Source organism: Leminorella grimontii ATCC 33999 = DSM 5078 (assembly GCF_000439085.1).
In the GTDB taxonomy this organism is placed as follows: Bacteria; Pseudomonadota; Gammaproteobacteria; order Enterobacterales; family Enterobacteriaceae; genus Leminorella; species Leminorella grimontii.
Map to the genome: position 1 here is coordinate 471597 of NZ_AUUA01000001.1, position 15344 is coordinate 486940.

The window sequence follows — 15344 nt, forward strand, 5'->3', positions numbered from 1 at the left end:
TATGCTTGAACTGCTGTTTTTGTTATTGCCCGTGGCCGCAGCCTATGGCTGGTATATGGGGCGTAGGGGCATACAGCAGGAGCGCCAGCAGGAAGCGAATAAGCTGTCTCGCGGCTATGTGGACGGCGTAAACTTCCTGCTTTCTAACCAGCAGGACAAGGCCGTCGATCTGTTTGTCGACATGCTGAAGGAAGACAGCGGCGCCTTTGAAGCTCATCTTACTTTAGGCAACCTGTTTCGCTCCCGGGGCGAGGTTGACCGAGCCATCCGAATTCACCAATCGTTAATCGAAAGCGCCTCACTGTCGTTTGAGCAGCGGCTTTTGGCTACGCAGCAGCTAGGCTGGGACTACATGGCGGCCGGTTTATACGATCGGGCTGAACGCATGTTTTCCCAGTTAGTCGACGAAGAGGACTTTCGCCTACCGGCGTTAAAGCAGCTTTTAACTATTTACCAAACGACCAGTGACTGGCAGCAGGCTATCGACGTGGCCGAAAAGCTGGTAAAGGCCGGCAAAGACGCATACCGAGTCGAGATTGCCCACTTTTACTGTGAGCTCGCGCTGCAGGCGATGGGATCCGACGATCTGGATAAGGCGATGGGGCTTTTGAAAAAGGCTTCTGCGGCCGATAAAAACTGCGCCCGCGTATCGATTATGTCCGGCCGGATTTGGATCGCCCGCAGCGACGACGCTAAAGCAATAGTCGAGCTGGAAAAAGTTATCGAGCAGGATAAAGACTTTGTCAGCGAAACCCTGCCTATGCTCTACGAATGCTATCAGCGTCTGGGGCAGCAAGACCTCTGGGTCGCCTATCTTAAGCGCTGCGTGGCGGAGCAAACGGGGTCAGCCGCAGAGCTTATGCTGGCGGATATGCTGGAACTGCGCGAGGGGCGAGACGCCGCTCAGGCGTACGTCAACCATCAGCTTCAAATTCACCCGACGATGCGGGGCTTTTATCGCCTGATGAATTATCAGCTGGCGGAAGCGGAAGAAGGGCGCGCAAAAGAGAGCCTGATAGTGTTACAGGAAATGGTGGGCGAACAGATCCGTTCTCGCCCGCGCTATTGCTGTGAAAAGTGCGGACTGACCGCCAACTCGCTTTACTGGCACTGCCCGTCGTGTAAGGCCTGGTCGACGGTAAAGCCGATCCGCGGTTTGGACGGCCAATAATGCAGTCTATTGATGTAAAAACAAACTGATTTAACCGAAAAGAAGAGAACAGGAAAACACTATGTCGACGTCGACTTCTCCCGTTATTGTTGCGCTGGATTTTGACACTCAGCGCGAAGCTCTTGAGCTGGTCGATAAAATTGACCCGGCGGACTGTCGTTTAAAAATAGGAAAAGAGATGTTTTCCCTGTGCGGGCCTGAGCTGATTCGCTCGCTGCAGCAGCGTGGATTTGACGTTTTCCTTGACTTAAAGTTTCACGATATTCCCAATACGGTCGCCAGAAGCGTCTCTGCCGCCGCCGAGCTGGGCGTATGGATGGTTGACGTACACGCCTGCGGCGGAGCGAGAATGTTGGAAGCGGCTAAAAGCGCGCTGTTGCCGTATGGAAGCGATGCGCCAGCCCTTATCGCCGTAACGGTGCTTACCAGCATGGAAGAAAGCGAGCTGAAAGCAATCGGCGTTCAGGGTTCTCTACAAGATCACGCGGAGCGATTGGCCCGTCTAGCCAAAGATAACGGCCTTGACGGCGTCGTATGCTCAGCCCATGAGGCTACACACTTAAAATCGCTGCTCGGCTCATCGTTTAAGCTAGTGACGCCGGGCATTCGCCCCGTCGGTAGCGAGCTTGGCGATCAGCGTCGCGTAATGACGCCGCCGCAGGCGATGGCCGCCGGCGTCGACTATATGGTTATCGGGCGCCCAATTACCCAATCTGCCGATCCGGCTCGGGCGCTTCGCGATATTTTGACCAGTCTGAGGCCGCTATGAGCGACAGCCGCTTAGTTTATAGTACAGACACGGGGCGCATTAAGCCGCAGGAAGAAACGGCGGAGCGCCCCAAGGGCGATGGCGTTGTGCGCATTCAGCGCCAAACCAGCGGCCGGAAGGGAAAGGGCGTTTGCATCATTACCGGCTTGGATCTGGATGATGACCAACTGCAAAAGCTGGCCGCCGAATTGAAGAAAAAGTGCGGGTGCGGCGGTGCGGTAAAAACGGGGCAGATTGAAATTCAAGGCGATAAGCGCGATGAGCTAAAAGTCTTGCTAGAATGTAAAGGTTTCAAAGTAAAGCTGGCCGGCGGTTGACGTGAGTCTAAAGATCGATAACAGGGTGCGGTATATTTAGCGGTATCTATTGATAAAATGAATAAAAAAGCGTTCTATACCGAGTTGGAAAATACGCTCGCTTCGTTGCTAAGCGGCGAACCCGATCGAATAGCCTCGCTGGCAAACGCCAGCGCTCTGTTGTTTGAACGTCTGGACGAGGTCAACTGGGTCGGTTTTTATTTACTAAACGGCCCAGAACTGGTTCTGGGGCCTTTTCAAGGAAAGGTTGCCTGTACCAGAATTCCGGTCGGAAAGGGCGTATGCGGCACGGCAGTGCTAACTGCGCGCATTCAACGAGTAGACAACGTTCATCAGTTTGAAGGCCACATTGCCTGCGATAGCGCAAGCAATGCGGAGATTGTGTTGCCGCTGTACTGCGGCGACGCGATGATTGGCGTACTGGATATAGACAGTACCGTATTTAGTCGTTTTGACGGCGAAGATGAAGAAGGACTGAAGGGGATAGTCCGATGCCTTTCACGGCATTTGTCTCAATGTTAAATGGCGATTTGTTGTGGTGTAGTTAAACTTGAAGTGCGGAGAGCGTGGCTTTTACCCGCACTGCGATTATAATGGCGCCTGATTTGCGCCTGCATGTTCGGGCTAGTTTGTTGTCATCAGGAAATTTCATGGAAAATCAACCCAAGTTGAACAGTAGTAAAGAAGTTATTGCCTATCTGGCTGAGAAATTCCCGCGTTGTTTTACGCTTGAAGGTGAGGCTCGGCCGCTTAAGATCGGCATTTTCCAGGACGTGATAGCCCGTCTGCCGGAAGAAACGCTGTTTAGTAAAACCCAACTGCGTACCGCTCTACGCCTGTACACTTCCAGCTGGCGCTATCTGCACGGCCTGAAGGCCGACGCTCAGCGCGTCGATCTGGACGGTACGGACTGCGGCGCATTGGAAGCTCAGCACGTGGAGCATGCGCGCAAGCAGCTGGAAGAGGCTAAAGCGCGCGTTCAGGCTCAGCGCGCAGCACAGCGCAAAGAAAAAGAAGGCAAAGAAAAAAGCGATGCTCCGGTACGTCGTTCTCGCCCTGCGGTGAAGAAAGGCGCAGAGGCAAAGCCTGCCGCGCCCCGCGCCCCTCAGCCGAAGGCTCCCGCCAAGCTACAGCCGCGCACAACGCCCGTCGGCGATATCGGTTTATTGAAAATCGGTCAGCCGGTGCAGGTTCTTGCCGGTAAGAGCGCCATGGATGCAACCGTTCTTGAAATCGCGAAAGACGGCGTACGCGTTCAGCTGGCTTCCGGGTTAGCTATGTTAGTTCGCGCCGAACACTTACAGTTCTGAGGTAGAGGTCAGCCAACGCATGAATAACTTAGTCCGACTAACGGCCATTGCAAGCTTATTTCTAGCAGGATTAAGTTATGCGAAAGAGGCGACTTTCCGCATTGAGCAAATTCCGGATCTCCAACAGGAAGTCCAGCATGCGGCGGTGAGTGAGCGCGTGACCGCTCGTTTTACGCGTTCACACTATCGTCAGTTTACGCTCGACGACGCTTTTTCAGAGAAGATCTTCGATCGCTATCTGAACATGTTGGACTTTAGCCACAACGTGCTTTTGGCATCGGATATTGAAAAGTTTGCCGATAAGAAAAAGTCGCTGGATGACGAGCTGAAGTCGGGCCAGCTTGATACCGCCTATGCGCTTTATAACTATGCTCAGAAACGTCGCCTTGAACGCTTGAATTACGCGCTGTCGCTGCTGGATAAGCCGATGACGTTTGATGGCGATGACGCCATTGAGGTCGATCGCAGCAAGGCTCCGTGGCCTACTAGCGAAGCCGAGCTGGATAAGCTTTGGAACCAAAAGGTCAAATACGACGCGCTGAACCTGACGCTTACCGGCAAAAAATGGCCTGAAATTAAAGAGATTTTGACCAAGCGCTATCAGTCCGCCATTAAGCGGCTGACGCAGGCCAAGAGTGAAGACGTTTTCCAAACCTTCATGAACGCTTTCGCTCGGGAAATCGATCCCCATACCAGCTATCTTTCCCCTCGCAATACGGAACAGTTCAATACAGAGATGAGCCTGTCTCTTGAAGGGATTGGCGCCGTACTGATGATGGAAGACGACTACACCCAGATTAACTCGCTGGTGCCCGGCGGGCCGGCGGCCAAAAGTAAAGCGATTGCCGTTGGCGATAAGATTGTCGGCGTAGGCCAACAGGACAAACCTATTGTTGACGTCATCGGCTGGCGTCTGGACGACGTTGTCGCGCTGATCAAAGGGCCCAAGGGCAGTAAGGTTCGCCTGGAGATTTTACCGGCAGGAAAGGGCGCTAAGACTAAGGTTGTCACTATCACCCGCGAGCGAATTCGTCTTGAAGATCGCGCGGTTAAAATGACGCTGAAAACGGTAGGCAAGAAAAAAGTTGGCGTACTGGATATTCCCGGGTTCTACGTCGGCCTGACTGAAGACGTTAAGACTCAGCTGCAAAAGCTGACGCATCAGAACGTTGACAGCATTATTATCGACCTGCGCGGCAACGGCGGCGGCGCCTTGACTGAAGCGGTTTCTCTTTCCGGGCTGTTCATTCCCAGCGGGCCTGTCGTTCAGGTTCGCGATAATAACGGCAAGGTCCGTGAGGACAGCGATACCGACGGCATCGTTTATTATAAAGGGCCGCTGGTGGTGCTGGTCGATCGCTTCAGCGCTTCCGCGTCGGAAATTTTCGCTGCCGCAATGCAGGACTATGGCCGTGCGCTGATTGTCGGCGAACCGACGTTCGGCAAGGGCACCGTGCAGCAGCATCGCGCGCTGAACCGGATTTACGATCAGATGCTTCGCCCTGACTGGCCGGACCTGGGCTCGGTTCAGTATACGATTCAAAAGTTCTATCGTATTAACGGCGGAAGCACCCAGCGTAAGGGCGTAACGCCAGATATCGTGATGCCTACCGGCGTCGATCCCGCAGAAACCGGGGAGAGCTTCGAAGATAACGCACTGCCGTGGGATAGCGTAGCTAAGGCCGCCTATACGATGCAGGGTAACGAGGCTCAGTATGTACCGACCTTGATTAAGGATCATGATGCGCGCATTGCTACGAATCCCGAGTTCCAGTACATCATGCAGGATCTCGCTCGCTATAAGGCCAATAAGGACAAGCGTGGCTCGATTTCTCTGAATCTGGCCAAGCGTGAGAAGGATAGCGCAGAAGAGGATGCTACTCGCCTGACGCGCATCAACGAACGCCTGACTCACGAAGGCAAGAAAAAGCTGAAGTCGCTGGAAGACCTGCCTAAGGACTATAAAGAGCCCGATCCTTATCTGGATGAGACGGTTCAAATCGCCTTGGATCTGGCGTCACTGGAAAAAGCCAACGCGGCGGCAGTGAAAAAATAGTCCGATCGAGTTATCGGTTATTACAGGCGCCTTCGGGCGCCTTTTTTGTCCCGGCTGTTAAAGCCTGTGATGAAAAATGTAGACTATTGTAAAGTTATGACCGAATTGTTAAGTGGCGCGCGTTGGCGCTTGAAATTTGCTTCAGAGCCCATAAGATCTATGGGTAAGAAACATTTTTTTACTTCTTTGAGGAAGCAATAAACCTATGATGCGTATCGCGCTCTTTTTACTAACAAACCTCGCGGTTATGTTTATTTTCGGCATTATCCTGAGCCTGACGGGCATTCAGGGCCGCAGCGTACAGGGGCTGATGATTATGGCCGGCCTGTTTGGCTTTGGCGGCGCGTTGGTTTCGCTGATGATGTCAAAATGGATGGCGTTGCGCTCCGTCGGCGGTCAGGTCATTGACCAGCCGAGCAATGAAGTGGAGCGGTGGCTGGTTGAGACGGTTAGACGCCAGTCTGAGCAGGTCGGCATTGCGATGCCTCAGGTTGCCATTTATCACGCTCCCGACATTAACGCCTTTGCGACCGGCGCGCGCAGAGACGCTTCTCTGGTAGCCGTAAGTTCCGGGCTGCTGCAGAACATGAGCCGGGACGAAGCGGAAGCCGTTCTGGCCCACGAAATTAGCCATATAGCTAACGGTGACATGGTCACAATGACGCTGATTCAGGGCGTTGTGAACACCTTCGTTATATTCGCTTCTCGCCTTATCGCTCAGGTGGCGTCGGGCTTTATGAACCGAGACGGAGAGAGCTCCTCTTCGGGGAATACGATGGTCTACTTCGCCGTTTCCATGGTGCTTGAGTTAGTGTTTGGCATTCTGGCCAGCATCATTACCATGTGGTTCTCTCGCCACCGTGAGTTCAAGGCGGACGCCGGTTCGGCTAACCTGGTTGGCCGCGAGAAGATGATTGCGGCGCTACAGCGGCTGAAGACCAGCTATGAGCCGCAGGAAGAATCCAGCATGATGGCGTTTTGTATTAACGGTAAGGCGAAGACCTTCAGCGAGCTGTTTATGTCCCACCCGCCGTTGGATAAGCGTATTGAGGCCCTGCGGGCCGGTAGTTACAAGTAACGTGGAATAAAAATGGAAAGCCCGAACAGACGTTCGGGCTTTTTTTATGCGCTTAGGCTCTATTTGCTAAAGGCTTTTGTCAGGCTAAACGGCATTGCCTGATAGCCGCGCGTTCCGTGTAGCTGAATTTCAACGGAAGGTTCGGTTTCTCCCCACTTGAACTCTTCAATATAGGGATTAGGCAGGCTGGTGAAGGCGCCAACGGCAAGGTCAAACGAGCCGCCTGCGGTTGCCGAGTAGACGAAAACGGAATTTTTATCCTGCTGGTATTCGGTGATTGAAGTGACGGGGCTGAACCACTCATTGCCGCGTTCTTTACCGTATTCCCACACCTGCTGTACCGTTTTATTCTTTTGGTCAATCTTATAAATGACCGCTCGGCTGTACTTCATGCTGGGCATCGCAGGCTGTTCCATGCCGCGTCCGTCACCGTTGTCAAAGGCGGAAACGTAGATGGAGTCGCCTTTACTCATGCTGTCGATTTTAAAGGCCGTATGCTGAGTCCAGGTCCAGTCGAAGCCGCCTTCACAGACGCTGTTCTCACATTTGATTTTCTGCCCCTTGGCGTCAACGGGGGTCAACACGGCTGAATCAAAGGGCGCTTTCCATCCTTCGGGCGCGCTGAGGATCCATTTCACCTTCTTGTCGCGGCCAATCTTTATAATGGCGCTCTGGTGGCGGGAGCTAATGATAATGGAGTCGTCTTCGCTGTCATAGTCAACGCTGTTGACGTGAGCCCAGTTGCGGCCCGGCCCGCTGCCGACAATATCACCGAACTTGTCTGAGGAGTCCAATGCGGCCAGATCTTCCGCGCTTAAGGTATGGCCGGCCTGGCTTGCATCGATATTCAGGCAAACGGCGCCCTGATCGAGGGTTTTCATCACAACGTCGCGATAGGGGTCAAGGATGTCAAACAGCCGCCATTCGTCCACCACTACGCCGTTTTGATCGACTTCGGCAATCACGTCGCGCACGGTGCGAACGTTCTTACCGTCGGCGCGCTTATGGTTGGAGCTGGCTACGCGCAGGAAGTAATGGCCGTTGGCGGCGTTATCCATCGAGTGGGAGAAGTCGTTGTAGTTGTCGGGCAACCGGCGATTAAAGATTTCTCTTCCCATGATGTCATACTTCACGTAGCGCTGGCCGTAGCCCCAGCTTAGCGCACCGTCGTCGTTTTGTTTAAAGCCCATCATTACGCCGGCTTTATAGATAGATTTCAGATCGTAAATAGGATTGGCGAACATATACCAGCGGATATCGCCGGAAGTGTCGATAATGGCGTTGACAGGGTAGAAATTCCACTCAAGCGCGCCGCCAACGGGGTTATTCCATACGGTGCGGGTGCCGTTTCCTGACTTGTCCTGTAGATTGTTGAGCAGATAGAGTCGGTCTTTAAATTCAGGGGCGACTTTTTTAACGTTTACGGTGAAAAATGAAGCCTGTTCCTCTTTGGTTCCAGCTGATTCCGTATAGGCAGGAGGAGCATAGACGGTGTAGCTTTCTTTAATTTTTTCACTTTTTTCGCCGTAGAGGCGGGTATATTCGACTTCAATCGTGTTGACGTAATCGGGATAAAGGCCGAAAACGGGGATCCCGCCGTAGGTCAGAAGGTATTTATTGTTTACCTGATATTTGATTTCCTGACCGTTCGCCTTAGGCACAATACGAACCGATGCGTCTCTTAGTACGTAACCGCCGTTGCGGATAATTGCCGTCAGTGGCGCAATATCGTATGGGTTCATGACGACTTCGCCTATTTGACCTTGAACCTGATAGTCCAGCTTTGCTCCGCTCGCTCCACCAATAGCCAGTGCCGTAGAGGGCAAAGCTGATAATAAGGCTGCCGACAGCGCAAGGGAGGTTAACGCATATTTAAATTTCATAACATTCTCCAGTTACTTGAACGTAAATCCGTCTTATCTATTCAATCTTTCTCAAGATATTTGAGTGACTCTTTGTAATTGGTTGTTGCTGGATGTTTTTAAATATGAAAATAATAATATTTGGTTACAATTGACTTGAATATAATTACTTTTGACAATAAAGAGAATCGCCAATTTGCGAATAATGATTTTTCGAAAATCGAAATATAGGGATGAAAAACAAAGAGAAGGCCTCGTAGAATGGAGGCCTTAGGGATGAAGAGATAAATCAATTAACCGCGTATACGTCGCCGTCGCGAAACTCCAGCTTAATCAGACGTGAACGCTCAAGCTCAAGGCGATGGGCTCCTTTGCTTTTATAGTTGGCGAACAGAAATACGTTATCTGCGGGTTTACCGTAAAGGGGAACGTTTCTAAGCGTTACCGACGTTCCGGGCCGAACAACGATTGGCCAGACGATGAGTCCCTTGGCGTTTTTTTTCAGAAGGTCGCTTTTTTCTTTAAACCATTGTTCAGACGTATAGTGTTCCAATTGAGCGGTTAACCTGCCACCTTCAACGGCAACAAAGTCGACAAGGATTGGTTCTCCTTCGTTAGCTTTGGGAGTAACGCTGTATTCCAGATTATTCATCCGAACGCCGGGCAACAGAGAACAGCCCGTCATCAGCGCGACGAATAAACTAATGGTTGCTGTACGCTTAACTAACCTCATAGGACTATCACCGTGTTGGCATCGGCGGCGCTTTTATTACATCCGATGCGGTAAAAGGGCGTCCTGAACCTGACTGCTTCTCAGGTTTAACTATAGGAAGAGAATGGCGGAGGGGCAAACGAAAAGCCCGCCAGAGAGGCGGGCCTGCGAACTATTTCTTCTGATAGGGACCATCGGCAACGGAATTGCGCTCAACCAGCTCAGGGTGCAGTTCAATCGAGTGGTAGGTTTCGCGCTTGTTGATTATGCGATCGAGCAGCATGTCCAGCGCCATCTCCGCCAGGTTTTCTTTTGGCTGTTGAATCGTCGTCAAGGGCGGGTTGTAAAAACGCGTATTGCGAATGTCGTCGTAACCGATGACGGAGATATCGTCGGGAACCCGTAACCCCATTTCGCCAGCGGCGCACAGCGCACCCATGGCGATGACGTCCCCACCGCAAAATAGCGCCGTTGGGCGCTTTTGGGCTTTTAACAGCTTCATCATACCGTCATACCCTTCCTGCGGCTGGAAGTCCGCTTCAACAATCCACTCATCGGGGATGTCGATGTTGGCCTCCTTCAGCGCGTGGAGGAAGCCGTTATGTCGCTCCCGGCCGGTAAATTCATTTAGCTGGCCGGTAATGGTGGCGATATCTCGATGGCCTCGATCTATCAAATAGCGTGCGGCCAGATACCCGCCGTGGAAGCCGTTATCTTCGATATTGTCGGTAAAGTCGCTGTGTTTACCCCAGTCCATCACCATCATGGGAATATGCTGATAGTCGTTTAGTAGTTCAAGCAGGGGGGGATGATACTCAGAACACATTACTAAAAGGCCGTCTACGCGCTTTTGCGCCAGCATGGCCAGATAGGCCTGCTGTTTTTCAAGATCGTTTTGAGTATTGCAAAGGATAAGCGTATAGCCCTTTTTATAACAGGCCGACTCTACGGCTTGAATGACTTCGGCGAAGTAGGGCGAACCGCTGCTGGTCGCCAACAGCCCCAACGTTTTAGTACTGTTAACCTTCAGGCTGCGGGCGACGGCGCTGGGCGAATAGCTGAGTTCTTTTATGGCGGCCCAGACGGCAGTTTTAGTATCTTCCGCAACAAAACGGGTTTTATTGATGACGTGGGATACCGTCGTCGTTGAAACGCCGGCGCGTTTCGCTACGTCTTTAATGGTTGCCATAAAAGCGGGTTCTCCTGTGCCTATACCGTTCGTTGCTCAGATGACAGTGTAAGCGGGTAAGTTAACGTTTGCCTTTTCAATTACACATTAAAAGCAAAACGGTGTAGAATTTGTATCATACGCACTGGCGCTAACTTACGTTATCGTTATCAGTGATGCTTGGCGATGAATTTTGGCGCATTTAATTCAAAAGTAAAAGGGCTGTAGCGGAAAGAACGCAACGTTTTTTGCGGTTTTCGCACCTTTAGCCGAAATAGGGCTGATAAACTCACGTTAACATTACCCCCAATTAGTAAAAAAGGAGTTCAAGATGTCTGCTGAATTAAAGTGGTCTTTAAGCACGGTCGTTTTTGCTTTGTTCGTTATCGTGACTTACAGCCTGATTGCCGTTACGCACTAATCGTTTTTAAATACCCGACAGCGCCGATGTCGGGTATTGTTTTTAATGACGTCAAAGCGCAGCGATGGAACGTCGCGTTTTCAGGTTAGCGGTTTGTCGGTGAGTGAGAATGTTCCCTTGTGGAACATATTTTTTTGAAATCAATAGAGTAAAATCGGTGTTTCAACATGGAGGCAGAATGACTCACCATAAGGCTAGAGCGTTGGCTTTAGTGAAGCGGATCGTCGGGATTGTTATTTTTATACCTGCGCTGATTTCGACGGTGATATCCGTACTTAAGTACCTGGTAGCGCCTAAAAGCCAGATGCAGGAAATGACGGCGACTATCATGGATTTCTTGCAGGTGATGTTCAACATCGTGCGCCAATATACTTCTTTTCTTGAGTACTTTTGGACTAACTCGCCGGTGCCGAATATTCAAAACTGGACTGCATCCAACACCGTTTGGTTTATCGTTATCTTTTTGCTGATTTTCGTTGGGCTAGCGCTCTCTGCCTCCGGCGCAAGGTTAGCCAAGCGAGTTTATAACGTGCAGGAAGGCGTAACGGAGCGAGCGATCCTTGAAGCGATGAACGGTGAACAGGCCCGTTCGAAGCAGGAGCTGCAGAAGCTGATTTCGATTCCAAACACCTCCATTTTTGCGCAGATAACCGAGCTTTACGTGGCGCCGGTGCTGTGGGGCGCATTCATCTATGTGATTTTACGGCTCATCAATATGCTTTAGTTTTTCCGTATTTTATACGCATTGAGAACCGACGTTTATCGTCGGTTTCTTATTATCTGGCGATATGCCGCGCAGGCCGCATGTTTAGCGCAAAGCTGTGCTTTAGATCGACGTTTCGCTATAGTCAAAAGGTTAACCTGAAACCGTCTTGATAATAACCTTGAGGTGATGTCATGTGGCAATCCGTCGGTCGTTTATTGAGTGAGTATCTGGGCGAGACTTATACAATTATCGAAAAGGAGGAGTTGCCGGGAGGGGATATCCACCACGCACGCAGGGTCAGTAACGGCGTAACTGAGGTTTTTGTTAAGTACGATACGCGCGATATTTTGCCTATTTTCACCGCCGAATCAGACCAGCTGGCGGCCTTGGCGAAGAGCGGAACGGTCCGCGTACCGAAAGTTTACGGCGTGGGTTACGACAGGGACTATAGCTTTCTTCTTTTGGAATACCTGCCGCTTAAGCCGCTGGATGCCCACTATGCATACTGCCTGGGCCAGCAGCTGGCCAGGCTGCACCAGTGGAGCGAACAGCCCCAGTTCGGCTTTGATTTTGACAGCGATTTGGCGACCACCCCTCAGCCTAACCGCTGGCAGCGCCACTGGAACGCGTTCTTTGCCGAACAGCGCATTGGCTGGCAGCTTCAACTGGCGAATGAGAAAGGGTATAACTTCGGCGATATAGACAAGATTATCGCTATCGTTAGCCAGCGCCTGAAAGGGCATCATCCTCAGCCTTCACTGCTGCATGGCGATCTCTGGCCGGCCAACTGTGGCGTGAGCGCTGCCGGTTCGGTTATTTTCGATCCAGCCTGCTACTGGGGGGATAGAGAATGCGATCTTGCCATGCTGCCTCTCTACCCTGAACTTCCTCCCCAAATCTATGACGGCTATCAGAGCGTTTGGCCGCTGCCGACCGACTTTGTCGACAGGCAGCCGCTGTATCAACTTTACTACCTGCTTAACCGCGCCAACCTGTTTGGTAAGGAGAACGTTGACGAGGCTGAGCGTGCCGTTGAAGCGCTGTTTGGCGACGAGAGATTCTAATTGAGCCACCGTTGTCTGTGTTGGACGGCGCGGCCTTCTGCTGCGCCGTTTTCGTTTTCTTTTTTGTCTGACGCAGAGTAAGAAATAAATAAATGAGCGCTTGTATTTCTTAGTATTGGTTTAAATATTAAATAAATGACTAATGTTATTTATTATCCATTCGTGTAGCTTGGCTCCCGCTTAATTAAGTAACTATTTGATTGTTTAAATAATTATGGGAGATCTTCAATGAGAGAATTAACGCTAACCGAAATGGAAGCTGTGGACGGTGGTTTTGGGCTACTTGCCGTTGCGGGGGGAATTGGACTGGCCGTTTCTATACCGACAATTGTGCTAGGGGCGATCGCGGGAGTACCTACTTTAGGCCTGGGTTTTGTGGTTATGGCTGCGGGTATCGTGGGTACATCTCTATCTGGGGCTGCAATAATTACAAGCATGGTTATATAAAGCGGCTAATTTCTATGGAGAGCGAAAATGCGCTCTCCATATGGCTTCATCTGGTTTAGTTATTCTTATATTGATCTACCTCATCCAGCCCTCGTTGCAGCCGCAGCCGCCATATTAACGCCCTGAACTTAATGCAAAGTCATTGCTTTTGGTTTAACATAGCCGATCGGAAGATGCGCTAAGGTTCGATTAGCGCTTTTTTTCATTCGGATATCAGGCCGTGCGCCAATTTGATAATGTTGATCAGATGGCATCGCGGCCTCTTGTATTTTAATTGAACATATCGTTTACACGTGATCTGTCGTGTGGGTCACCACTGTAATAAGGAACTATCATGCCAGTAATTACTCTTCCTGACGGAAGTCAACGTCAGTACGACCATGCCGTATCCGTAATGGATGTTGCGCGCGATATCGGCCCAGGCTTAGCCAAGGCCTGCATCGCCGGTCGTATCAACGGTGAACGAGTCGACGCCTGCGATTTGATTGAGAGCGACGCTAGGCTTGAAATCATCACGGCGAAAGATGATGACGGTCTGGAAATTATCCGCCATTCATGCGCGCACCTGCTGGGCCATGCAATCAAGCAGCTGTGGCCGGATACCAAGATGGCGATTGGCCCGACTATCGATAACGGCTTTTATTACGACGTTGATATCGACAGAACGCTAAATCAGGAAGATCTGGATCTGCTTGAGCAGCGCATGATGGAACTGGTCAAGAAAGACTACGACGTTATCAAGAAAAAGGTGAGCTGGCAGGAGGCATACGACACTTTCGCCGCCCGCGGGGAAATCTATAAGCAGCGCATTCTGGATGAAAACATTAGCCGCGATGCGTTTCCTGCGCTTTACCACCATGAAGAATATGTCGACATGTGCCGTGGGCCGCACGTGCCGAATATGCGCTTTTGCCATAATTTCAAGCTGCAGAAAGTTTCCGGCGCCTACTGGCGCGGCGACAGCAACAACAAGATGCTGCAGCGCATTTACGGCACCGCTTGGGCTGACAAAAAGCAGCTAAGTGCCTATTTACAGCGTCTGGAAGAGGCCGCCAAGCGCGATCACCGCAAAATCGGTAAACAGCTTGACCTTTACCATATGCAGGAAGAAGCACCGGGTATGGTATTCTGGCACAACGACGGATGGACTATCTTCCGCGAGCTTGAAGCCTTCGTGCGTATGAAGCTTAAAGAATATGACTATCAGGAAGTGAAAGGGCCTTTTATGATGGACCGCGTGCTGTGGGAAAAAACCGGGCACTGGGAAAACTATAAAGAAGCCATGTTCACCACGTCGTCAGAAAATCGCGAATACTGCATTAAGCCGATGAACTGCCCTGGTCACGTGCAAATTTTTAATCAGGGGCTAAAATCCTATCGCGACCTGCCGCTGAGAATGGCGGAATTTGGCAGCTGTCACCGCAACGAGCCTTCGGGCGCGCTGCACGGCCTGATGCGCGTTCGCGGCTTTACGCAGGACGATGCCCATATCTTCTGTACGGAAGAGCAGGTGCGTCAGGAAGTCACCAGCTGCATTAAGATGGTGTACGATCTTTACAGCACCTTCGGCTTTGACAATATTAGCGTGAAGCTGTCTACTCGCCCTGAAAAGCGCATTGGTTCCGACGAAATGTGGGACCGTGCGGAGCACGATCTGGCAGAAGCGCTGACGGCGAACGGCCTTGAGTTTGAATATCAGCCGGGCGAAGGAGCGTTTTACGGTCCGAAAATTGAATTTACGCTGCACGATAGCCTCGATCGCGCTTGGCAGTGTGGTACCGTGCAGTTAGACTTCTCGCTGCCGGGCCGCCTGAGCGCCTCTTTCGTTGGCGAAGACAACGAGCGTCACGTACCGGTGATGATTCACCGTGCGATTCTTGGCTCGCTGGAGCGCTTTATCGGTATACTGACCGAAGAGTGCGCCGGTTTCTTCCCAACCTGGCTGGCTCCGCAGCAGGTCGTGGTGATGAATATCACCGACGATCAGGCCGATTATGTCAGCGATTTAGCAAAAAAATTGCAGGCAGCGGGTATTCGTGCGAAAGCGGACTTGAGAAATGAGAAAATAGGCTTTAAAATCCGCGAGCACACTCTAAGGCGCGTCCCTTACATGTTAGTTTGCGGCGATAAAGAGGTGGAGGCCGGCAAAGTTGCCGTTCGCACCCGCCGCGGCAAGGATTTGGGTAGCCTTGACGTTGATTACGTTATTGAAAAACTGCAACAAGAAATTCGCAGTCGTAGTCTTAACCAACTGGAGGAATAA

The 15344-nt window shown here is 51.4% G+C and carries 14 protein-coding genes; 11 read left to right on the plus strand and 3 right to left on the minus strand.

Annotation, left to right across the window (positions count from 1 at the left end; genetic code table 11):
• The first annotated feature begins 1 nt into the window (after position 1).
• The 7 genes from lapB (at position 2) to htpX (ending at position 6701) form a co-directional block, all read left to right on the plus strand.
• Positions 2 to 1171 carry a lipopolysaccharide assembly protein LapB gene (gene lapB / locus G544_RS0102210; protein ID WP_027273075.1) on the plus strand — a complete coding sequence of 390 codons (1170 nt, stop codon included), beginning with the start codon at positions 2 to 4 and terminating at the stop codon, positions 1169 to 1171.
• A gap of 61 nt (positions 1172 to 1232) precedes the next feature.
• On the plus strand, positions 1233 to 1940 hold the full coding sequence (gene pyrF, locus G544_RS0102215; protein WP_027273076.1) for an orotidine-5'-phosphate decarboxylase: 708 nt from the start codon (positions 1233 to 1235) through the stop codon (positions 1938 to 1940).
• Positions 1937 to 2257 (plus strand): stress response translation initiation inhibitor YciH, encoded by a 321-nt coding sequence (gene yciH / locus G544_RS0102220; protein ID WP_027273077.1) that lies wholly within the window; start codon positions 1937 to 1939, stop codon positions 2255 to 2257. Before pyrF ends, yciH begins: the two co-directional genes overlap by 4 nt.
• 57 nt (positions 2258 to 2314) lie before the next feature.
• Positions 2315 to 2779, plus strand: a complete 465-nt coding sequence (locus G544_RS0102225) for a GAF domain-containing protein (RefSeq protein ID WP_027273078.1) — start codon at positions 2315 to 2317, stop codon at positions 2777 to 2779.
• 128 nt (positions 2780 to 2907) lie between these two features.
• Positions 2908 to 3567, plus strand: coding sequence for an RNA chaperone ProQ (proQ, locus tag G544_RS0102230; RefSeq protein ID WP_027273079.1), 660 nt, complete (start codon positions 2908 to 2910; stop codon positions 3565 to 3567).
• Between the two features lie 19 nt (positions 3568 to 3586).
• A complete protein-coding gene (gene prc, locus G544_RS19755) occupies positions 3587 to 5623 on the plus strand; it encodes a carboxy terminal-processing peptidase (RefSeq protein ID WP_036023059.1) in 2037 nt (678 codons plus the stop codon).
• A 205-nt stretch (positions 5624 to 5828) separates the two neighbouring features.
• Entirely contained in the window at positions 5829 to 6701 is an 873-nt protein-coding gene (gene htpX / locus G544_RS0102240) for a protease HtpX (protein ID WP_027273080.1), read from the plus strand.
• A 59-nt stretch (positions 6702 to 6760) separates the two neighbouring features.
• Here the strand turns inward: htpX and G544_RS0102245 are convergent, their stop codons facing one another.
• From G544_RS0102245 to purR, 3 genes are all read right to left on the minus strand, one after another.
• Positions 6761 to 8584, minus strand: coding sequence for an aryl-sulfate sulfotransferase (locus G544_RS0102245; RefSeq protein WP_027273081.1), 1824 nt, complete (start codon positions 8582 to 8584; stop codon positions 6761 to 6763).
• A gap of 268 nt (positions 8585 to 8852) precedes the next feature.
• Positions 8853 to 9296: a hypothetical protein gene (locus tag G544_RS19760; RefSeq protein ID WP_051155532.1), complete on the minus strand. Its 444-nt coding sequence runs from the start codon at positions 9294 to 9296 to the stop codon at positions 8853 to 8855.
• Positions 9297 to 9447: 151 nt separating this feature from the next.
• On the minus strand, positions 9448 to 10464 hold the full coding sequence (gene purR / locus G544_RS0102255) for an HTH-type transcriptional repressor PurR (protein WP_027273082.1): 1017 nt from the start codon (positions 10462 to 10464) through the stop codon (positions 9448 to 9450).
• Positions 10465 to 10774: 310 nt separating this feature from the next.
• Between purR and cydH the strand changes: the two genes are divergently transcribed.
• From cydH to thrS, 4 genes are all read left to right on the plus strand, one after another.
• On the plus strand, positions 10775 to 10864 hold the full coding sequence (cydH, locus tag G544_RS22070; protein ID WP_134389056.1) for a cytochrome bd-I oxidase subunit CydH: 90 nt from the start codon (positions 10775 to 10777) through the stop codon (positions 10862 to 10864).
• A 178-nt stretch (positions 10865 to 11042) separates the two neighbouring features.
• Positions 11043 to 11588 carry a YniB family protein gene (locus G544_RS0102265; protein WP_027273083.1) on the plus strand — a complete coding sequence of 182 codons (546 nt, stop codon included), beginning with the start codon at positions 11043 to 11045 and terminating at the stop codon, positions 11586 to 11588.
• A 173-nt stretch (positions 11589 to 11761) separates the two neighbouring features.
• Positions 11762 to 12634, plus strand: a complete 873-nt coding sequence (locus tag G544_RS0102270; RefSeq protein ID WP_027273084.1) for a fructosamine kinase family protein — start codon at positions 11762 to 11764, stop codon at positions 12632 to 12634.
• 781 nt (positions 12635 to 13415) lie between these two features.
• Complete coding sequence (gene thrS, locus G544_RS0102280; protein WP_027273086.1) at positions 13416 to 15344, plus strand: threonine--tRNA ligase; 1929 nt, start codon at positions 13416 to 13418, stop codon at positions 15342 to 15344.